Annotated in this window: 15 protein-coding genes; 2 read left to right on the top strand and 13 right to left on the bottom strand. The window is 30.0% G+C overall.

Annotation, left to right across the window (positions count from 1 at the left end; genetic code table 11):
- Positions 1–31: 31 nt before the first annotated feature.
- The 5 genes from uvrB to ACH5TW_RS03520 all read right to left on the bottom strand — a co-directional run bounded on the left by uvrB (position 32) and on the right by ACH5TW_RS03520 (position 11,608).
- The gene (gene uvrB, locus ACH5TW_RS03540; RefSeq protein ID WP_439335102.1) at positions 32–2,035 is read right to left on the bottom strand and encodes an excinuclease ABC subunit UvrB; all 2,004 of its coding nucleotides are present in this window, start codon (positions 2,033–2,035) and stop codon (positions 32–34) included.
- Positions 2,036–2,062: 27 nt separating this feature from the next.
- On the bottom strand, positions 2,063–6,907 hold the full coding sequence (locus ACH5TW_RS03535) for an FIDD domain-containing protein (protein WP_439335101.1): 4,845 nt from the start codon (positions 6,905–6,907) through the stop codon (positions 2,063–2,065).
- A 191-nt stretch (positions 6,908–7,098) separates the two neighbouring features.
- Positions 7,099–9,831, bottom strand: coding sequence for a T9SS type B sorting domain-containing protein (locus ACH5TW_RS03530; RefSeq protein ID WP_439335100.1), 2,733 nt, complete (start codon positions 9,829–9,831; stop codon positions 7,099–7,101).
- 24 nt (positions 9,832–9,855) lie between these two features.
- Positions 9,856–10,692 carry an ABC transporter permease gene (locus tag ACH5TW_RS03525; protein ID WP_439335099.1) on the bottom strand — a complete coding sequence of 279 codons (837 nt, stop codon included), beginning with the start codon at positions 10,690–10,692 and terminating at the stop codon, positions 9,856–9,858.
- A gap of 19 nt (positions 10,693–10,711) precedes the next feature.
- On the bottom strand, positions 10,712–11,608 hold the full coding sequence (locus ACH5TW_RS03520; RefSeq protein WP_439335098.1) for an ABC transporter ATP-binding protein: 897 nt from the start codon (positions 11,606–11,608) through the stop codon (positions 10,712–10,714).
- Positions 11,609–11,732: 124 nt separating this feature from the next.
- Between ACH5TW_RS03520 and ACH5TW_RS03515 the strand changes: the two genes are divergently transcribed.
- A complete protein-coding gene (locus tag ACH5TW_RS03515) occupies positions 11,733–12,794 on the top strand; it encodes a hypothetical protein (protein ID WP_439335344.1) in 1,062 nt (353 codons plus the stop codon).
- On the opposite strand, the gene ACH5TW_RS03510 is transcribed toward ACH5TW_RS03515, so the two are convergent.
- The 4 genes from ACH5TW_RS03510 to ACH5TW_RS03495 are packed head-to-tail and all read right to left on the bottom strand — an operon-like array spanning position 12,791 to position 16,345.
- Entirely contained in the window at positions 12,791–13,306 is a 516-nt protein-coding gene (locus tag ACH5TW_RS03510; RefSeq protein ID WP_439335097.1) for an IS1096 element passenger TnpR family protein, read from the bottom strand. The two genes, ACH5TW_RS03515 and ACH5TW_RS03510, sit on opposite strands and share 4 nt — an antisense overlap.
- 36 nt (positions 13,307–13,342) lie before the next feature.
- A complete protein-coding gene (locus ACH5TW_RS03505) occupies positions 13,343–14,359 on the bottom strand; it encodes a COX15/CtaA family protein (protein ID WP_439335096.1) in 1,017 nt (338 codons plus the stop codon).
- Entirely contained in the window at positions 14,346–15,767 is a 1,422-nt protein-coding gene (locus ACH5TW_RS03500) for a CCA tRNA nucleotidyltransferase (protein ID WP_439335095.1), read from the bottom strand. The genes ACH5TW_RS03505 and ACH5TW_RS03500 overlap by 14 nt, the downstream gene beginning before the upstream one ends.
- A 17-nt stretch (positions 15,768–15,784) precedes the next feature.
- Positions 15,785–16,345, bottom strand: coding sequence for an L-threonylcarbamoyladenylate synthase (locus ACH5TW_RS03495; RefSeq protein ID WP_439335094.1), 561 nt, complete (start codon positions 16,343–16,345; stop codon positions 15,785–15,787).
- A 114-nt stretch (positions 16,346–16,459) separates the two neighbouring features.
- Here ACH5TW_RS03495 and ACH5TW_RS03490 point away from each other — a divergent pair, with 114 nt between their 5' ends.
- Positions 16,460–17,221, top strand: a complete 762-nt coding sequence (locus tag ACH5TW_RS03490) for a Kdo domain containing protein (RefSeq protein WP_439335093.1) — start codon at positions 16,460–16,462, stop codon at positions 17,219–17,221.
- Here the strand turns inward: ACH5TW_RS03490 and ACH5TW_RS03485 are convergent.
- From ACH5TW_RS03485 to ACH5TW_RS03470, 4 genes are all read right to left on the bottom strand, one after another.
- Positions 17,218–17,982 (bottom strand): glycosyltransferase family 2 protein, encoded by a 765-nt coding sequence (locus ACH5TW_RS03485; RefSeq protein WP_439335092.1) that lies wholly within the window; start codon positions 17,980–17,982, stop codon positions 17,218–17,220. The two genes, ACH5TW_RS03490 and ACH5TW_RS03485, sit on opposite strands and share 4 nt — an antisense overlap.
- A 20-nt stretch (positions 17,983–18,002) precedes the next feature.
- A complete protein-coding gene (locus tag ACH5TW_RS03480) occupies positions 18,003–19,049 on the bottom strand; it encodes a CDP-glycerol glycerophosphotransferase family protein (RefSeq protein ID WP_439335091.1) in 1,047 nt (348 codons plus the stop codon).
- Positions 19,049–19,729, bottom strand: coding sequence for a phosphocholine cytidylyltransferase family protein (locus ACH5TW_RS03475; protein WP_439335090.1), 681 nt, complete (start codon positions 19,727–19,729; stop codon positions 19,049–19,051). Before ACH5TW_RS03475 ends, ACH5TW_RS03480 begins: the two co-directional genes overlap by 1 nt.
- A gap of 115 nt (positions 19,730–19,844) precedes the next feature.
- Positions 19,845–20,660 carry a 2,3,4,5-tetrahydropyridine-2,6-dicarboxylate N-succinyltransferase gene (locus ACH5TW_RS03470; RefSeq protein ID WP_439335089.1) on the bottom strand — a complete coding sequence of 272 codons (816 nt, stop codon included), beginning with the start codon at positions 20,658–20,660 and terminating at the stop codon, positions 19,845–19,847.
- Positions 20,661–20,717 lie beyond the last annotated feature (57 nt).

Raw genomic sequence — 20,717 nt, 5'->3', positions numbered from 1 at the left:
CCCTTTTGGGGTAAAATTAAAAGCTAAAAGTTTATACTTTTAGCTTTTCTATTTTTTGCTGGTAACTTTTAATTTCGTCTCTCAATTTTGCGGCAATAATAAAATCTAATGCTTTTGCGGCTTCTTCCATGAGTTTACGTTTTTCTTTAATTTTCCTTTCTAACTCAGGTTTGCTTAAGTATTCACTTTCAGGTTCAGCAGCTTTTAAAGCTTCTAATTCATAACTGTATGTACTAACTGAGTTTTTTGTTAAAGCATTATCTAAACTTTTATTTAATGCTTTGGGCTTTAAGTTGTGTTTGGTATTATAGGCAATCTGTTTTTCTCTTCTGTATTCAGTTTCGTCAATTGTTTTTTGCATGCTTTTAGTTATTTTATCTGCATACATGATGGCCTTTCCGTTTAGGTTTCTAGCAGCTCTACCAACAGTTTGTGTTAATGAACGTGCTGAACGTAAAAAACCTTCTTTATCAGCATCTAAAATAGCAACTAATGATACTTCTGGTAAATCTAATCCTTCACGTAATAAATTAACGCCTACTAGAACGTCAAACAAGCCTTTACGTAAATCTTGCATGATTTCAACACGTTCTAAAGTGTCAACATCACTGTGAATATATCGACAACGAATTTGAATTCTGTCTAAATATTTTGTCAATTCTTCAGCCATACGTTTGGTAAGTGTAGTTACAAGTGTTCTTTCATCTTTTTCAACACGTTGCTGAATTTCTTCAATTAAATCATCAATTTGATTTAAACTTGGGCGTACTTCAATAATAGGGTCTAAAAGACCAGTAGGACGAATAACTTGTTCTACGTAAACACCATCAGTTTTTTGTAATTCGTAATCTGCTGGTGTTGCGCTTACATAAATAACTTGGTTTTGAATGGCTTCAAATTCTTCAAACTTTAACGGCCTGTTATCCATGGCTGCAGGAAGTCTAAAACCGTATTCAACTAGGTTTTCTTTTCTACTTCTATCGCCACCATACATAGCATGTACTTGTGAAACTGTAACGTGACTTTCATCAACTACCATTAAATAATCATCAGGAAAGTAATCTAATAAACAAAACGGACGTGTTCCAGGTTGTCTTCTATCTAAATAGCGTGAATAGTTTTCAATACCCGAACAATAGCCTAATTCACGAATCATTTCTAAATCGAATTCGGTTCTCTCTTTAAGTCGTTTTGCTTCTAAATGTTTTCCTATTTCTTTAAAATAATCATGTTGTTTTACTAAATCATCTTGAATTTCTTTGATAGCTCCTTGTAATACATCAGGTGAAGTTACAAACATATTTGCAGGATAGATTGTTATTTGATCGTATTTTTCAATGACTTGGTTGGTTTGAATATTAAAGGATTCTATTTCTTCTATTTCATCTCCAAAAAAATGAATACGAAAAGCGTCATCAGCATAACTAGGAAAAATATCTACAGTATCTCCTTTTATTCTGAAGTTTCCATGTTTAAAATCAGCTTCGGTTCTAGAATATAAACTTTGTACAAGTTGATGTAATAATTTAGTTCTCGAAATTTCTTGATCGCGTTTTAGGGAAACAACATTTTTTTGAAATTCTATAGGATTACCAATACCATAAATACAAGAAACAGAAGCAATAACTAACACATCTCTACGACCAGAAAGAAGTGCAGAAGTGGCACTTAAACGCATTTTTTCTATTTCTTCATTTATAGATAAATCTTTTTCTATATAGACACCAGAAACAGGGATGTAAGCTTCTGGTTGATAATAATCGTAATAAGAAACGAAATATTCAACCGCGTTATTAGGGAAAAACTGTTTGAATTCTGAATATAACTGAGCAGCTAGAGTTTTGTTGTGTGCTAAAACCAAAGTTGGTTTTTGTACTTCTTCTATAACATTGGCAACAGTAAATGTTTTTCCAGAACCTGTAACACCTAATAGGGTTTGGTAGGTTTCATTTGAATTAATACCAGCAACAAGCTTTTTAATAGCTTGTGGTTGATCGCCAGTAGGACTAAACTCGGATTCAATTTTGAATTGCATGTTGCAAAATTACACAAAATATATGGGTTATCTTTTTAAAGCGAAGTGTCCTTTTATTGTAAAAGCTTGTCCCTGTTGGATTATGTTTGCCACAAACCAATAGTCATCTGCAGGCATATTATACCCATTATATGTTCCATTCCAACCTATGGATGAATGTGGTAAGGTTTTTATAAGCTTACCATATCTATCATAAATATACACAATAGTTCCAGGTAATTGATAATGGTCTACAACATGCCAAGTGTCAAAATATCCATCGTTATTAGGTGTTACAAATTTTGGGATGTCGAAAACAGTAACTTCTTGCGAAATATCTTCACAACCATTTAAATCTCTTACCGTAACGGTATGTGGACCAAGTGTTACATTTTCAAAAACATTAGAAACTTGAGGTTCACCATTATCTAAAATATAAACATAATCGCCAATTCCGCTTGCATCAATAGTTATTTTATTTGGGTCTGCAAAATCAACTGTTGTTGTAAAGTTTATGTCTGCAACAGCAGATTCGATTACTGAAAACGATTTTGTATACTCACAACTAGGAGCGTTGGTATAAGCTCTTCTTACAGTTACCCAATAATTTCCAATATCTCCAAGCCCCAATTCAATTTGAGGTGTGGTTTCTCCAGTAGACCATAAATATGTATCAGAAGAGTTTTGTGTTTCGGCATCTATCATTAAGGGCAAATCGTTTACACATAATGGGATGACATCTTCTACAGAAACTACAGGTAATGGATTTATATATACTGTAAATTGAGTTGTTTCATAACACGTAGTCATTATATTTTCTATTCTTGCATAAATGATATCGCCATTAGTCGCGGTATGTAAATTGTTAACAGCATTTGTTCCTATTTCAGCATCACCTATATTAGTGTAATAAGTAATACTATGTGCTGTTAGACTTTGTGTTCCTAATATAATATTATCGTTCTGTGATAGATCAAATTCAAAATAGCCATCATAATCATCGTCACAGCTTATTAAATCAGAAGCATTATTAGCAATAGGAGGCTGGTTAATTTGCAAATTAAAAGATGTGGTTAAAACACAAATTTCATTAGAATTAGAAATTCTAGCAAAAATAGTATGATTGTTTAATGAATAATTAAATGTATTGCCAATAGGTGTTGAATTGTTATCTGCATCATCCTGTGTACTATGATATGAGATGCTTAAATTATTAGGGTTATTGACTAGCAAAGCAGCAACTGATGATAAATCAAAAGTATTGGTATTATTATCACATATTTGTATTGTTCCAATGTTATTTACCACTGGAGGTGTATCAACTATTAATTCTAAAGGTATAACACTAAAACACCCAGTTAAGGTATTGGTTACTTTAATAAAAACTGTTTTAGAATCTGAAATAAAGTTTGTTGGATTAGCAATTGCAAGACTATTATCTAAGACGTCATTCTGATTTATATCATCGAAAGTATTGAAATAATGTACTTGCATACCCATTTGAAATCTATCTAAATTCTGATAATCTGCATCTTCAAGATTAAATATTGTTATCCCATCAAAAGGATCCGTATAGGTGTCACAAAGTATTAAAGGGGTAGCTTCAGTAAGATTTGGAGCTGGTATGATATTAATACCTAATTCCTCAATGATTAAGCATTGTGTATCCGTACTTTGAATTCTTACATATAGAGTTTGTGGGTTAGTATCATTTGTGTATTGTAAAGGGAGAATACCAGTATCGTTCTCAGCTTCATTTGGTGTTAAATGGAATGAAATATCTAAATTGTTTGGATTTGGAGCACCCTGCCTAATCTCAGTAATTTTTTCATTTAAATCAAATAGGTGTTTTTCATCATTACTTTCATCGTCACATTGAAAATAATCTTCAAAAGTAGTATTGTATATTGGGTTTGATGATACTCTAATGGTGAACGAATCTGTTGCATAACAATCAGGATCTGTTACATTTTCAACACGTACATATATTGTTTGCGTGGGTGAGATATTAAAATAGTCATTGTTTTTTTGTATGGCATTAGCTATATTTCCTGTTAAGGCATCACTTTCATTTTCAAAGTAATACACTTCTTTTCCAGTTTGAGCATTTAAAATTTCAGTGTCTTTTTCAGCTAATATAAAAGCTTCTCTTTGGTCATTGTCGTCTTCACAAATTTGAATCGGATCAATAATTGGAAAAACAGGTATATTATTAATTATAACTTCTAAAGGTGTGATTTTATAACAACTAGCGTTTTCAACTCTAATATAAATAATTTGCGTGTTAGAATTATAAGCGGCTGTTTCTGAAAGAGGAATAGCATTATTACCAGCATTAGCCTCATCTAAAGACGTATAGAAATTTATATTAAACTGTGTTGGATCTGTAACAACTTCTACAATAACATCATTTAAATTGATTACTGAAAAACCATCCTGATCATTATCACAAATAATAATAGGATTTGGATTTGTTGTTTCTGGCGCTTGAATGATTTCAATATCAAAATTAGATACAGTTGCACAACCTGTGTTAACATTTTCAATACGAACATGTATGGTTTCTATTCCAGTAATTGTATGGAAAGGAGGGAGGTCGTTAAAACTTGTTTCAGCGTCAAATTGCGTTGGAAAGTATCTTACAGTAAAGTCTGTGTTTCCACTTGTTACTATGTCATCAAAATAGGATAAATCTACGCTTACGCTGCCATCTGTAACATCATTATCATTATCACAATAAGAAATTGGTAATGTTGGTTTAAATAATAAAATAGGGTTTACAATAAGTCGAATTTCAGCTACTTCTTCACAAATACCATTATCTATTCTTAAATATAGAGTTTTTGGGCTTGTAACACTCACTTCAAAAAGGACATTCTTGGGTATAGGGTTATTACTATTATCTCTGTCATTTTCAGAATCATAAAACGTAACCGTAATGTTAGGTAAACTATTTGCTATAAATGATTGTACTGTGTTTAGATTAAAACCTATAATACCACCACTGCCTTCCGCATCGCACAATGCATAATCTTCAACTGATGTTCCTGTAAGTAATAAATTTGTATGAATTTCTATAGGGACAATTCTATAACATCCTGTATTATCATCTTCAATTCTAACATAAACCTCTTGGAGATTTTGTTGAATGTTATTATAATTAGTAGCATCTGCAATTGGATTACTTCCAGATTCAGCATCCAAATAAGTTTCGTAAAAAGAAGGTGTAACTCCTGATAAATTGCCTACAATATCTGCTAAAACTTCTGTTAAATTAAATGAGTCAAAGCCATCCAAATCACGGTCACATGCATCAATATATTGAGTGTCTGTGTTAACCATAGGGCTTATGTCCATGTTAATATCTAAAGTTGTTGTATTGTGGCATCCTGTTTGAGTATCATAAACTCTAACATATACCATATCTGATGGAGTTGTACTATTTATATAGGTGCTTATTTGATTAATACCATCGTTAGCATCAGCAGGATTGTAATGATAAGTTACTATCAAATTGCTTTGCCCACCAGTTATTTCATCATCTTTTTCTGTTAAATCTATAATTGAACGACCATCTGGTTGGTCGTCGCTATCACAAGCATTAAGTGTTGTTGGTGTGGTTATATTAGGAATTGGGTTAACTATTAAATTAAAACTTGTAAAACCTAAACACCCCGTATCTGTATCTTCAATACGGACATAAATAGGTTGTGGAGTTGTTGTGTTTTGTGTTGTAGTAATATTATTTATACCATTATTTCTAGCATCAGCATCAGATAAGTGGTAGGAGAAAGTATAATTAGTAAAAGGTATGTTATTTATGATTTCTGAATCTTTAATAGAAAGGTCAAAGCTTTCTACACCAACACCATTTGTGATATCATCACAAATTTCATAATTTGATATAGAATTGATGTTTTCTTCGGTATTTAGTATAACTATTATTTCATCTTCTTCTACGCATGCACTATTATTAAGAGGTACAGTAACTTCAACTCTGTAAGTGCCACTTTGTATCGCATTAAGTGTTGGGTTTGTTTCGTTATTAATTTCACTATTATTTAAAAACCATCTGTAATCAGCTGAAGGATTTTGAACATCAGCATTTAATAATGCTGTACCAGAACATGTAGATATATCGTCACCTAAATCTAAAATCTTAAAACTATCGGCTTCAATAAATACTGCAGAATCAAAAGTTTGATCGGATTGATCGGCTATAACCAATTTTATATGGTACTGTACATAAGGAGCGATAGTTGTAGATGCTGTTAATACGGTTGTTCTTCCTTCATAATTTGTGTCACCAAGATTATACCCATCAAAATATTGTTCATTTATAGCTGGGCAATTAGGACCAATTTGAGGATGTATATTTCCAGTGTTTACAGATGTTGTTGTATTTGGAATTACTGCTATATTTTGATATGGGGTTGCACTTCCGGTTGGTTTAATTAATAAAGCAAAACCATCAGAAAACTGACAAGAATTTACGCCTTCATACTCTTCTGAAGCTAATAAATAATTAAATTGTAATTGATTAGAGGTTGAAACAAAATCAAACTCAATAGAGGTTGCATTAAGGGTATTACTAACACCTAATGCAGTTTCTAGATCAGTATCTGAACCCCAATTTGTTGGACCATCACTGAGTGTTGTTGTAATTGTAGAACCTCCTGCAGATAAAGCATTACCAGTGGTTAACATTATACCACTTTCAAACGGAAAGTTGGAATTCTCTCTATTGAATTGTGCATAACTTGGAAAACCATAAGTACTTCCATTTATAGATGAAGTTATATTTGTAATTGAAACACAACCTTTTTCAAGGTTACCTTGAATAAGTTGTTGCAAACTAGTTGTATTGTCAACAGTTATTTGTTGAGAAAACATGTTTGTATAACCACAAGATAGTAGGATTGTGAAAATTAAAATATGTAGGTTTTTTTTCAATTTTTTTTATTTGGGTAAAAAAGATGAATGATTACTTTAAATATTTGCGAAAAATAGAGAATATTTAGATGAAATGCAAAAAAAATAGGATGAAATGCTTATTAATTGATTTTGATATTATCTTTTTATATTCAATGTTTTAAAGTAAAATGATTTTTAAATATTCGCCCATCTTGTAAAGTAACATAAAACCAATAGTCATCAGATGGTAAAACTTCGCCATTAAATAAGCCATTCCAACCTTCTCCTAAGGGATCTAATTCTTTAATTAATTTACCAAATCTATTAAAAATGAGTATTTTAGATTTAGGTTGAAACATGCCAGAAACGCCTTGTACTTGCCAAGTATCATTAAACCCATCTCCATTAGGAGTAAATACTTTTGGAAAACCTATAACAGAAACTTTTTGTGGTACCGAGCCACAATTGTTTTTTATATCGTTTACAATAACTGTATAAATACCTGGTGAAACATTTTCAAAAATGTTACTTTCTTGATAAGTTCTTAATAAAATATTATTTTCATTAAGTAACCCGAACTCATATGTTCCTTCTCCAGAAACAAATACGGTAATAGTGTTGTTAATTGATACATCAACAATATTTATGTTATTATAGGTTGCAGTGTTAGAAGGTTCAACTGTAATAGTTCTATATTTTGAGCATCCAGTAAATTTATTAGTTATAGTTACATTATATGTTCCTGTTTTATTTATTTCAATATTATAAGAGACTTCTCCAGTAGACCAATTGTATGAATAATTACTAGGAGAATCATTTATTAATCCAGCATTTATGGTAATAGTTTTAGGATATTTGTTCAAGCAATAATAGGAAAAGTCTTCAATTTCTATTTCTGGTAATTTATTTATAGTTAAATATACTTCACTAATACCAAAACAATTATTTTCATTTTCAATACGTGCGTAAATGGTTTGAGTATAAGGATTAGTATTAATAAAAGAAGTTCCTAAACCATTTTTTTCTAATAAAGCATCATCATAAGTTTCATAATAGATGATTGGGAAGGTTATATTGTTAAGAGATTGTATTTCAGAAGTAATATCGTTAAGATTAAATGTGTTTATGCCATCTTCCGAATTAATTTCATCACATAAAGGTGATGCAGTAAAACTGTTAAATTGAGTAATGTTAAGATTAAGTGTTAATTCAGATGTATCAAAACAATTTGTTAAATCATCAATGACTTTTATATATATAGCTTTTGGGTTATCGGCATTATAATTATAAGAATTGGTGTTGATTATTTCATTTGTTCTTGCGGTATCTGTATAGAATTTAACAGAAAGCCCTTCAATATTACCTGTTAAATGAGTAGTAGCTTCATTTAAATTAAATCTTGTAAATCCACCCGAAATACCATCTTCATCGCATTGTATTAGAGTATAATTATAAGCAACAGGATTTGTGTTAAATGTTACTTTTGCTTGTCCTTCTAGGTTTTTGTCACATTCACCAGTATTGGGGGCAATAAAAACTTCGTATAATCCATCTTGAGAAACAATTAAATCGAAATCATTTTCAGGTAAAATAACGTTATTACGCTTCCAAATATATGTTGCCCCAGAAATATTTGGTGATGTTAAAGTATAGGTGTCTTCATCACATAGTGATAAAGATGTTGAAAATATATTACTATTAGAATCTATAATATCAATTTTTTCAGAAAAAAAAGACGTTATGAATGGTGGTAACCCTTGAGATGAAGTATTAGGAGCTAGATTAATAGCATTATGAATGTAATTGCACGCCAAACCTAAATTATTTGGATCTTTGATTACTCCAAGGTGAGAAGTTCCAGAATTATAGGTTGCACTCAATGCTCTGTATATTTTTCCATCTGGGCCTAGTTGTAAACCTCCTCTGTATAATTGTCTATCATCAATAATAATAGCAGATGCATCAATATTTGATGAAAGTATATTATATTGAATTAACGATGAGCTATGATTAGATGGGATATTGTTATTAGAAGGGTTGTCAAAATCAAAAAAATCGTTAGAAGCATGAACATATAGTAATTGACTGTTAGGCGAAAAATCTACACCATATGGGTTTCTGTTTCTTCCAATTATATTCAATTTAGATTCGCTACTTACAATTCCAGTTGAAGCATCAAAGTCAAATAGATATAAGCCATTTCTAGGATTTGCACAAGCCATTTTAGTGCCATCAGGCGATAGTTTTAAATAGCCCCTTTGATCATCAATATTTAAATCAGGAAATGAAGAAGATACAGGTTTGGTATTAATACCTGTAGTACTTATCTCGAAGGCATGAAAAGTATTATATATATTTGTAGGAGCTCCAGTTGGATCAGCTAAAGTAATTACCCAAATAGATTGAGATATGCAGTCTTTTACTACTGCTGAAATTTTTTCAGAGCTATCTTCAAGGAGGTTACTATTTTTTAAAGTGACTTCTCCTAAGCCACTATTTAAAGTCATATCTACTATAGAATAGTTAAAACCAAAATCAGTGTCATTAACCCTAACTGTAGTATCAATAGTAAAAATATAATAAATGTTGGGGTCGCCAGGTTTTGGAACAATAATAGCAGATTGAGTACTTGAAGGATCTCCAAATAAGCCTCTTTCCATTACTGTGTGATTTCTATTGTAAACGGTTATACCATCTGTATAAAATAATAAGTTTCCGTTTTTGTCTGATATAGTAGCACAACCTTCAATGGTGCTTAATTTTCCATCTGATAGAGTTGTAACGCTTCCATCATTATTAAAAGTTATGCCAGCATTGTTTCCAAAATACCAGTTTGAAGCTTCTTTTTGAGCGAAACAAAATATACTATTAATAAAAAGAAAAACTACAATTAATTTTTTCATCAATAGCAAAGCTATTAAAAGAAATTATAAATCTCGTTTTTTTAACAATCTGTACGACAAAAAGATAAATAGAGCAGTCCAACCAAGTACAATAACTATTTCATACCAGTGTACTGCATAATCGTATGATATGTCTTCTCCTAACTGAGCCGCTAATTCTTTAGCTGCTGATAATCTAGAACCAGGTTCATCAATTAAATTCCACATGGCTTTAAATGGTGTAAATTGAAAAATGCTATCAGCGAAGTGTTTATCTCCACTATGAGAAACACTCACAGCTACATAGGCAAAGAATTCTATTAAAAACAAAACTGCCATTGCAGCAACAGCAAACGCTGATCGTTTAATTAAAACACCTAAAAACAATCCAAATGAGAAAAAACACATTAACTTAATAAAGAAAGCTAATAAATATTCTAAATCGGTGAATATGATTGTAGCTTCAGTGAAGCTAGAGTAAATGAGGCCTAAAATAAGAGAAACAATAAAAACGAAAATTGTAGAAATTGCCGCAAAAGTGAGAACCATATAGAATTTGGATAAAACAAATTCTTTTTTACTTAAACCATCAATAAGATTTTGTTTTAGTGTTTTGTTGCTGTATTCATTAGCTGTCATTGAGACAATAACTAATAATAGAAAAATTTTAAAAAAAGCAGCAACAAAGGTGTTGAAATGCCAGATGTAAGGGAAGTTAAAAATCCCCATTTCTGCTAAATGAAATTTTATAGGACCAATATCAAATTTTATTAAAGAAATAAGTGTTATTAAACTTAGTAGAACAAAATATATTATTATTAAGACTTTGCTAGCTCTGTTGTGTTTTAATTTTTGAAATTCTATATTTAAAAGTCGTAACATGTGTTATGCTTAGTTTATTTTAGTTATTATCTGTTAATTGTAAAAATTGCTCTTCTAAACTTTCTTTACGTTGTACTAAATGCGTTAAAATAATACCTGCTTCAAAAAGCTGTTTGTTGAAATCTTCAGATTTTAATGGTTCATTTAAAAAAGCAGTAATTAAATTATCTTCAATTTTAACTTTTCCAAAAGCATTATTTTTTTCTATAAAAGCAATTAAGCTATCTTGTTTGTTACTTTTTAATTCAAAAAAACCATGACTAGAAATCATTTCATCTACACGTCCAGAATATAATTTTTCGCCTTTTCGAAGTACCAAAACATGAGTACATACTTTTTCAACTTCATCTAATAAATGCGATGCTAATAATATAGTAGTGCCTTTTACTGCTATTTGTTTTATTATTTCTCGTATTTGATGAATGCCTTGAGGGTCTAAACCATTGGTAGGTTCGTCAAGAATTAAAATTTCGGGATCGTTTAATAGGGCAGAAGCTATGGCTAAGCGTTGTTTCATTCCTAAAGAATAGGTTTTGAACTTATGATCTTTTCTGTCTAAAAGACCAACAACCTCTAGTTTTTCATCAATTTTATTTAGGTTAACTCCTTTAATTTTACAAACTAACTTTAAGTTTTGGTAAGCTGTCATGTAAGGATAAAAGTTTGGGCGCTCAATAATGGCACCTACTTTTTTTAAAGCATTATGTGTTGAGGTGCTACCGTCAAACCAATGAAAATTTCCTTCGGTTTTATTTACAACATTTAAAACCATGCCAAGTGTTGTAGATTTTCCACTACCGTTTGGACCTAAAATACCATATACATTACCTTTTTTTATTGTAAACGATAAGTTTTTTACAGCTGTTAAATACCCGAATTTTTTTGTAAGATTATTAATGGTAAGAATAGAATCCAATGTTGTATTTTTTTATGTCGAGTGAAATCGACATTGGTTAGTTATTAAAATAAGACGATACTCTTTGGTTTTTGTTACAAGCTTAAGGATAAAAATGTTAAATTTGAATAACTTAGAAACTGCTATGCAAGATTTAAAAATATCAAAAAAAAAACCGTCTTATCCTGTGACACTTAAGTTACAGAATTATTTAGCAAGATATAATAGAAATATTACCCTTCCTCTTTTTTATGATGATTTATTACGTTTTCAAGGATCGATTGTTGTTTATGATAAAGATGACAATGATACATTGTGGATCCGTGTTTATTACAACGAGTTTGAAAGAGAAGAAATAGAATTAGCATTAAAAAAAATATATACAATTCTGCATTCTGATGGAAATGAGACATCCTTTTCTTTTTTAAGTGTAGATGCTATTGATTATTGCACGTTCGGAAATTCTAAACCTTTTAGGATAAAAGTTAGAAACGTATTAAATGATAACTTCACTTATTTCTATATAAAAAAAGCAGATGCTTCTCGTGTTTATGGTTTGGAGTTAGAACATATGTTGTCTCCTTATAATTTAAATTTTTTGGTTCATAAGGATACTTTAATAGAAGAACATATTGCAGGTATTCCTGGAGATGAGTTTATTAAAAAATTTCTTCCAAAGTGCGATAGGTCTGAAAAAGCTCAAATAGCTAAAGAGTTTGTTAAATTTAATGAACGCTGTATGATTAGGCTGTTAGGAGATATGCGTTCGTATAACTATGTTATTGTACCTACACACGATTTTGATCATGTAGTTTATAAAATACGAGCTATAGATTTTGATCAACAATCTTATGAAGGAAAGTTTAATATTTATAGACCTCAATTTTTTAAGGAAAACGTACAAATGGTTACATTGGTTTCTGAAATGTTCCAAAAATTATCTATTGATCAATATAAAATAGAAGAGCGTTCTATTTTAGTAAAACGTTTAAAAAGCTATCATGGAAGGATAGATAGATTGATAGATTGTATGATAGAAGATACTATTTCTAAGCCAGAAAACATTGATTTATTGAAATCTAAAATTTATCAATATACTTTGGATAATGAGTTTTTGGAATGTAAATCTATGGGAAAAATACTAAAAAAATCTTTAGAGTATTTAACTGATAATTATGAGAATTTTAGACCTGGCAAAATAAGTTAATTCCAGTTTTCATCAAAATCTAGGTTATCATAGTCATCTACGTCAATACCATCTTCAAACTCATCAAATTCATCGTGCTCATCATCGGCTTCAAAAACTTTATTTGGTGCAGAATCTGGAACTTGACCTTGAACAAACATTAAATTAGGATAATCTATTTCGTTACTTTCTTCAACAATTTCAGCTAATTCAACGTAAAAAGTCCATAAGCTTAAAAAATCGTAAACATAAATAAGCTTGGTTTGCATTTCATGAACAACACTGTCAATAGATGTTTCGTTCATTAAGCGAGCCGAATTATCTTCACTTAAATCGAACAATGAAATTTCTTCACCTTGATTCCATTGGTCATCACTTATGTAAAAAGAAGCCATTTCAGTACCATCAAAACCAAACGATTGTGTTATGATGTTATGCAAATCTTCCAATGTATCACTTTCACGAATTTCTAAATCGCGAAAAATATCATCTTCTGTATCATTATCAAGTATAACTCTAAATCTATAAATCATGGTGGGAAATTAAAGTGCAAAGGTATGTTTTTTTAATTATTTACTAAAACGATGTAACGTAAATGTCATGGCACTTAACAAGAAAAAAGCACCTACTTGATGAGCAACTCCTAACCAAACAGGAACATGTAATAAAATGGTAAAAACACCAAGAGCAAATTGAATACTTATAAGAATTAACAAACTTTTTATTGCTTTAAATTGTGTTTTGGTAATTTCTTTTGATTTAGATTTTTTCCAAATTAAGAAAATGAATATTACCACAATGAATGCTAATATTCTATGAACGAATTGAACACCACTTTTACCTTCTATAAAGTTTTTGTATAAAGGACTTTGTTCAATATATACGGTAGGATGTATAAATTTACCTTCGCTCATAATTGGCCAGTGATTATGAATAAAACCAGCATCTAGACCTGCAACAAAAGCACCGTATATAATTTGCAATAATAAAACGGCAAGTGATATTCTTATAAAGTTTCTAAACTTAATATCAATTTCTCTTTTATTAGGAAACATTAAATCTAAAACTACCCAAAAAGTATAGGCAAATGTTACAAAAGCAGTTGTTAAATGAGCTGCTAACCTATAGTGACTTACATCTGGATTATCAACCAAGCCACTTTTAACCATATACCAACCCATAAAACCTTGAAAAGCTCCCATTCCTAGAAGAATAATTGCTTTCTTAATAGTAGGTTTGGTTAACTGTTTGGTTATTAAAAAGTATAAAAAGGGTAGTAAAAATACTAATCCAATGAAACGGCCAATAACGCGGTGTAGCCATTCCCAGAAGTAAATATCTTTAAAATCCTGTAGTGAAAAATGATTGTTTAGCTTTTGGTATTCTGGATATTGTTGATATAACTCAAAAGCTTCTTGCCATTCAACATCATTCATAGGAGGAATGGTACCAGAAATAAGTTTATAATTTGATATTGAAAGTCCGGAATGTGTAAGTCTGGTAATTCCACCTACAACAACCATAATAAAAATTAGTAAGCACCCTGTTAATAGCCAGTAGATGACTTTTTTGTTATCCTTTTTCATATGTTAAACCAAGTTGTTTACCTTTTTTTAGCATTAATGAATAAGCAGCTTCATGTTCATTAGGAATTTCTCCTTCTAAAATGGCTTCTTTTATAGCTTCTTTAATGATGCCAATTTCTCGCGATGGCTTTAAATTAAAAGCAGCAATTATTTCTTCACCAGAAATTGGTGGTTGAAAATTTCTTACTTGATCACGTGCTTCTACTTCAATAATTTTTTCACGTACAATTTTAAAATTATTATGATACTTATTAAATTTTTTAGCGTTTTTGGTAGTGATGTCTGCTTCACACAGTGTCATTAAGTCTTCAACATAATCGCCAGCATCAAAAATTAAACGACGAACAGCAGAATCAGTCACCATATCTTGAGCAAGTACAATAGGACGTGAGCTCATAAATACCATTTTCTGGACAAACTTCATTTTATCATTCAAAGGCATTTTTAACCTTTTAAATAAATGGTAAACCATTTTTGAACCTTCAAATTCATGTGTATGAAATGTCCAACCTACTTTTTTACTAAATCTTTTAGTTGGCGCTTTTCCAATATCATGTAATAAAGCAGCCCAACGTAACCATAGGTTGTCAGTATGCTTAGAAATGTTGTCTACCACTTCTAAAGTGTGATAAAAATTGTCTTTATGGCGTTGGCCTTCAACTTCATCAATGCCTTTTAAAGCTGTTAGTTCTGGTAAAATATATTTTAGTAATCCAGTTTGTTCTAAAAGTAAAAATCCAATGGAAGGTGTTTTACTTTCTAAAATTTTATGTAGTTCTACAACAATACGTTCGTTAGTAATAATTTTTATCCGATTAGAATTTCTACTTATTGCATCTAAACTTTCTTCTTCAATTTTAAAGTTAAGTTGCGTTGCAAACCGAATAGCACGCATCATACGTAACGGGTCGTCACTATATGTAATATCAGGATTTAAAGGAGTTTTTATTGTCTTATTTTCTAAATCTTGTATGCCATTAAACGGATCTAGTATATCGCCAAAATTAGCCTCGTTTAAATTTAAAGCCAATGCGTTAATAGTGAAATCTCTTCGGTTTTGGTCGTCTTCTAAAGTGCCATTTTCTACAGCAGGGTTTCTGCTCTTTTCATCATAAGATTCTTTACGTGCTCCGACAAATTCAATTTCAATATCGTTATAAATAAGCATGGCAGTGCCATAAGTTTTAAATACTTGTACTTTTGGTTTGTTAGTTAAGTTTTTAGCAACTTGTTTTGCTAGTTTTATGCCATCACCAATTGCAACAACATCTATATCTTTTGCATTACCTCGTTTTAAAATAAAATCACGAACAAAACCACCGATCACATAACTGTCTAATTCTAATTCTTTAGCAGATTGAGAAATGATTTTAAAAATGGGGTTTTGTAAAGCTTCTTTGTAGTTCATTAGTGATATTTGAGGTTTTACTCTCTAATAATCTTAACAATACCATTATTACTCAATTTAATAATTGATGATGGTTTATTACAGATTTTTTCGCGTTGCAAATTTACAACATAGTCTACACCTTTTAAAACCTCTGGAGCTATTTCTTTAAACGATTTTGGTATAGGTTTACCACCTAGATTTGCAGAGGTTAATACAATGGCGCTGTTAAGTTTTCTAGAAAGTTGATAGCAAAATTCATCATCAGGAATTCTAATGGCTATAGTACCATCTTCTGCTAATAAATTTGATGCTAAATTTTGTGCATCATCATATATTATAGTTGTTGGTTTTTCAGAGATGTTAATAATACTAATAGCTGCTTCAGGTATGTTTTTTACATACTTTTTAAGCATTCTGTCATCTGTAACCAAGCATATAAGAGCTTTGTTGTCTTTGCGTTGTTTTAGCTCATATATTTTTTTAACTGCTTCAGCATTAGTGGCATCACATCCTATACTCCAAACAGTATCTGTTGGGTAGAGTATGAGTCCACCATCTTTTAGAACTTCTATAGCTTTGTTTATTTCTTTATTCATTTTATGAATCATATATTTGCACTGGTGTAAATTTACAACAGAAATTTATATTGTATTTACTTTAAGCTAGAGTAGAATGCGTTTTAATAATTATTTGATATTGTTTTATTATAAATGAAAGAAGTAAAAGTTTTTAGTAATGATCTTGATAATGTTTTTAATAAAGAGCTAACTAAAATAATTCATAATTTTGATAATTTAGAAGGAGGAGAGGGTAAACGTAATATTATAAAAACAGTAAATTTTGATAATATTAATGTAAACATAAAAGCATTTAAAATTCCTAATATTGTTAATCAAATAGTTTATATTTTTTTTAGAAAGAGTAAAGCACAGCGCTCTTATGAATATGCTGAAAAATTATTACAAATGAAGGTGGGAACTCCAAAGCCTTTAGCTTTTTTTGAATTTAAAACATCTTTTCTTTTCAAAAAGAGTTTTTATATAAGTGAGCAATTAGATTGTGATTTAACCTACAGAGAACTTACAACTGATTTTAACATTCCCGATTACGATAATATACTACGTGCTTTTACAAGATTTACTTTTAGTTTACACGAAAAAGGTATAAACTTTTTAGATCATTCACCAGGAAATACTTTGATTAAAAAGAATGGTAATAGATATGATTTTTATTTAGTTGATTTGAATAGAATGAATTTTGGACCATTAACTTTTGAAACTAGAATTAAAAACTTCACTAGATTAACAATACATAAATCTATGGTAGAAGTTATGAGTGATGAATATGCAAAATGTTCTGGTGAAGATTATAATAAAATTTTCAATTTAATGTGGAATGGTACTGAAGCTTTTCAGGAAAAATATTATAGAAAAAAGCGATTGAAAAAGAAACTAAAATTCTGGAAGTCTTAACTATTAAGTTTTTTTAATTCAACATAGCGGTAATAAACACCATAAGCACTTAAATAGCATAGTGTAAATCCTTCTTTTCCGTCTAATACTCCTAGTCTAATAAAATAATTGTAAATAAACTTATAGAAAGGTTTAAAATAGAAATGAAAGAAATTTGGTTTTACTCCTTTTTTGTGAACCTCTAATGCTTTAAGTGTAGCATAATGTTCCATTTTAGATTTGTAATGTGCTGCATTGTCAATAAAATAGTGTAACATTTTACTTTTTAAAATTTTACTTTTCCCTTTAATTAATGGCATTTCATGAACAATTTTTGCTTCATTGTATTTTATAAATTCCTTTTGAAATAATCTATAAGTAGTATCCGTTTGAAAGCCACTAAACCGTATTCGTTTTTGATTAAAATAGAACTCACGTCTAAACATAAAACCAACAATATCGTTATGCGGTTTAGTAATTTCAGCAGTAATCTCTTTTTTTAAACTAGGTGTTATACGTTCATCAGCATCTATAAATAAAACCCAATCATTAGAGGCTTGTTGTAGTGCAAAATTTCTTTGATCTGTGAAATTTTTAAATTCACGACAAATAGTTTTTACATTATTATGACTTTTTAATTTTTCAATGGTCCCATCTGTACTAAATGAATCAATTACAATGATTTCATCTGTAAAACTTATGTTTTCTATAACTTCATCAATATGATTAACTTCATTATAAGTTATCATTAGAGCTGAAATTTTTGGGGTGGTATTTTTCAAATTATTTTTAGATTTGGGTTCTAATTTTTATGAGGCCTTCCAAACTTGGAATGTATTTTTAATCTTCTTAAAAATGAAAGCTCCCTTTTTGCAGGAATTCCATTTGTGCTAATATAGGATTTTACAGCTTCCACCATGCGTTCTGCAGATTTGCCATCGTTATATGGATGAAACTGTTTAACAATTATATCTCTAGATTTTGCAAAAGGGTCTTTAGTTAAATTTGTGTCTACTAATTCTATTAATTTATTATAATTATTAGAGTCTTCCCATTTGATGTTTTCAGAAATACTATTAAATGTTATCACGGGTTTGTCTAATAAAATGAATTCATAAATTACTGATGACGTATCACTAATTAATATATCTGATATTAATAAAAACTTAATAATATTTTTTTCGTTTTGGAAAATGATATTTGGAACTTCATTGGCTAATTCTTTATAACGATTAATCCATTCTTGATCCATTAAAGGATGAAATTTTAATAGAATGATATAATCTAAATTTTTAGCAAGACTTTTAATTTGATTAATTAAAAATGGAGCAGAAGTTAGTTTTGGTGAAAACGTAGGAGCATAAAGAATAACTTTTTTAGCTTTATACTTGTCAAGTAATTCAGTTTTGTATGAATTGTACAAACTTTTATCTTGACCATAGACATCAAGCTTTGGCCAACCAGTTTCAATAACCTCAAAGTTTTTATGAATACTTTTTAAATCATTAAATCTATTTGTAAAATAAGGACCTTGTGTAAGATATAAATCGAAATAGTGGCGTATTCTAAAATGACCTTTTTTTTCGCCAGCTAACCCATGAAAAACTTGAGTTTTTAACCCTCTTAAAAAATAAGGAACTTCATTGCCGGGAACAAAAATAGCATCACTATTATAATTTTCTAAATCTGATATTTTAGTGGTGTAATTATCTTTCTTATAAGGGAAATCGTTTAAAATCTTTTCTTTAATAAACCAGATGTAATTATCGTTTTTAGCTTCTAAAACTTTTTTTATAGGCTCTAGAATTGCAAAAGCATAATTATTCTGGCAGAAAAGAATAACCTTCATTATAACAAGTTATTAACGTTTTCAAGATCTTCAATAAAATCTATTTCCATACAGTTGTATTTAGAAATATCTACGGCTTTTATTTTTAGGTTATCTTTTTCAATAGCTAATTCTAATCCTCTTTCAAAATAGTCATTAGCGTCACATTCTTCTAATCTTTCAATAAAATTTTGAATATCATTAGATGAAATAAAGTTAATTCCAACAGCTTCTCCAAGTCCGTTTTCTACTGTTTTTGATAATTCATCTATAAAACCTTCTTTTAAAGTATATTTTACTTCTTCATCTGCAACCTTACTGGTATTTACTGCCACAAATGATTGATTATTTTTTATAAAAGGATTTAATATATCTAATATTTTTTCGTCAAAAACAACGTCGCCATTAAACCAAAGTACAGATTTATCTCTATTTTTTTTTAATACTTGTAATAGACTTTTAGACGTATTAGTTCTATCAAAAAAAGGATTGTAAACATAAGAAAGCTCAGGAAAGCGTTCCATAATTAAGTCTTTTTTAAACCCAACCACGACACTTATGTCGTCAATATTATATCTTGAAGCTATATTATCGGTTTGCATTTTCATTATGCTTTTTCCGTTTTTTAAAGGTGTTAAAGGTTTAGGAAAAGGATTACCTAGCCTAGAACCCATACCCGCAGCAAGAATGACAATTTTCATATTCTAAATGTATTACTTTATTTATAAAAAAAATAAAAAGAGAATTACTAGTTTCATTTCCTATCGACTTAAAATAATGAAACTAGTAATAGTTATTAAGCTATTTAAAAAAAAATTAAACAGCTACATCGTTTTCACGAAGCGCATCGTTAAGCGATGTTTTTTTATTGGTACTTTCTTTACGTTTGCCAATAATTAAGGCACAAGGCACTTGAAACTCTCCAGCAGCAAACTTTTTAGTATAACTTCCAGGAATAACTACAGATCGTGCAGGAACGCGACCTTTCATTTCTATAGGTTTGTCTCCAGTTACATCAATTATTTTGGTACTCATTGTTAAAACAACGTTAGCACCTAAAACAGCTTCAGTTTCTACATGTACACCTTCTACAACGATACAACGAGAGCCAACAAATACATTATCTTCTATAATTACTGGAGCAGCTTGTAATGGTTCTAAAACGCCACCAATACCAACACCACCAGATAAGTGTACATTTTTACCAATTTGAGCACAACTACCAACAGTAGCCCATGTATCAACCATAGTACCTTCATCTACATATGCACCAATATTTACATAACTTGGCATTAATATAGTACCAGGAGATATATATGCACCATGTCTAGCTACTGCATGTGGCACCACTCTAATACCTTTTTCTTTATAACCTGTTTTTAATGGAATTTTATCGTGGAATTCAAAAGGACCAACCTCTATGGTTTCCATAGTTTGAATTGGGAAATATAATACAACACCTTTTTTTACCCATTCATTTACTTGCCAACCATCATTAGTTGGTTCAGCAACTCTTAGTTCTCCTTTATCTAATAAATCTACCACTTTACGTATGGCAGCAGTAGTTTTTTCTTCTTTTAAAAGTTCTCGGTTCTCCCAAGCTTGTTCTATAATATCTCTTAATTCAGTCATTTGTAATTTAATTTTTGACAAATATAATAGGTATCATTTAAAAACGAGAATGAATTA

The sequence above is a fragment of the Thalassobellus sediminis genome, from assembly GCF_044386045.1.
GTDB classification, from domain to species: domain Bacteria; phylum Bacteroidota; class Bacteroidia; order Flavobacteriales; family Flavobacteriaceae; genus Thalassobellus; species Thalassobellus sediminis.
Note: the sequence above shows the minus strand (reverse complement) of the source record. Positions and strands in the feature narration are given on the sequence as shown.

Excerpts from the sequence above, each read along its gene's own strand:
- uvrB (WP_439335102.1), bottom strand. The coding sequence starts at position 2,035 with ATGCAATTCAAAATTGAATCCGAGTTTAGTCCTACTGGCGATCAACCA.
- ACH5TW_RS03535 (WP_439335101.1), bottom strand. The coding sequence starts at position 6,907 with ATGTTTTCTCAACAAATAACTGTTGACAATACAACTAGTTTGCAACAA.
- ACH5TW_RS03530 (WP_439335100.1), bottom strand. The coding sequence starts at position 9,831 with ATGAAAAAATTAATTGTAGTTTTTCTTTTTATTAATAGTATATTTTGT.
- ACH5TW_RS03525 (WP_439335099.1), bottom strand. The coding sequence starts at position 10,692 with ATGTTACGACTTTTAAATATAGAATTTCAAAAATTAAAACACAACAGA.
- ACH5TW_RS03515 (WP_439335344.1), top strand. The coding sequence starts at position 11,733 with ATGCAAGATTTAAAAATATCAAAAAAAAAACCGTCTTATCCTGTGACA.
- ACH5TW_RS03510 (WP_439335097.1), bottom strand. The coding sequence starts at position 13,306 with ATGATTTATAGATTTAGAGTTATACTTGATAATGATACAGAAGATGAT.
- ACH5TW_RS03505 (WP_439335096.1), bottom strand. The coding sequence starts at position 14,359 with ATGAAAAAGGATAACAAAAAAGTCATCTACTGGCTATTAACAGGGTGC.
- ACH5TW_RS03500 (WP_439335095.1), bottom strand. The coding sequence starts at position 15,767 with ATGAACTACAAAGAAGCTTTACAAAACCCCATTTTTAAAATCATTTCT.
- ACH5TW_RS03495 (WP_439335094.1), bottom strand. The coding sequence starts at position 16,345 with ATGAATAAAGAAATAAACAAAGCTATAGAAGTTCTAAAAGATGGTGGA.
- ACH5TW_RS03490 (WP_439335093.1), top strand. The coding sequence starts at position 16,460 with ATGAAAGAAGTAAAAGTTTTTAGTAATGATCTTGATAATGTTTTTAAT.
- ACH5TW_RS03480 (WP_439335091.1), bottom strand. The coding sequence starts at position 19,049 with ATGAAGGTTATTCTTTTCTGCCAGAATAATTATGCTTTTGCAATTCTA.
- ACH5TW_RS03475 (WP_439335090.1), bottom strand. The coding sequence starts at position 19,729 with ATGAAAATTGTCATTCTTGCTGCGGGTATGGGTTCTAGGCTAGGTAAT.
- ACH5TW_RS03470 (WP_439335089.1), bottom strand. The coding sequence starts at position 20,660 with ATGACTGAATTAAGAGATATTATAGAACAAGCTTGGGAGAACCGAGAA.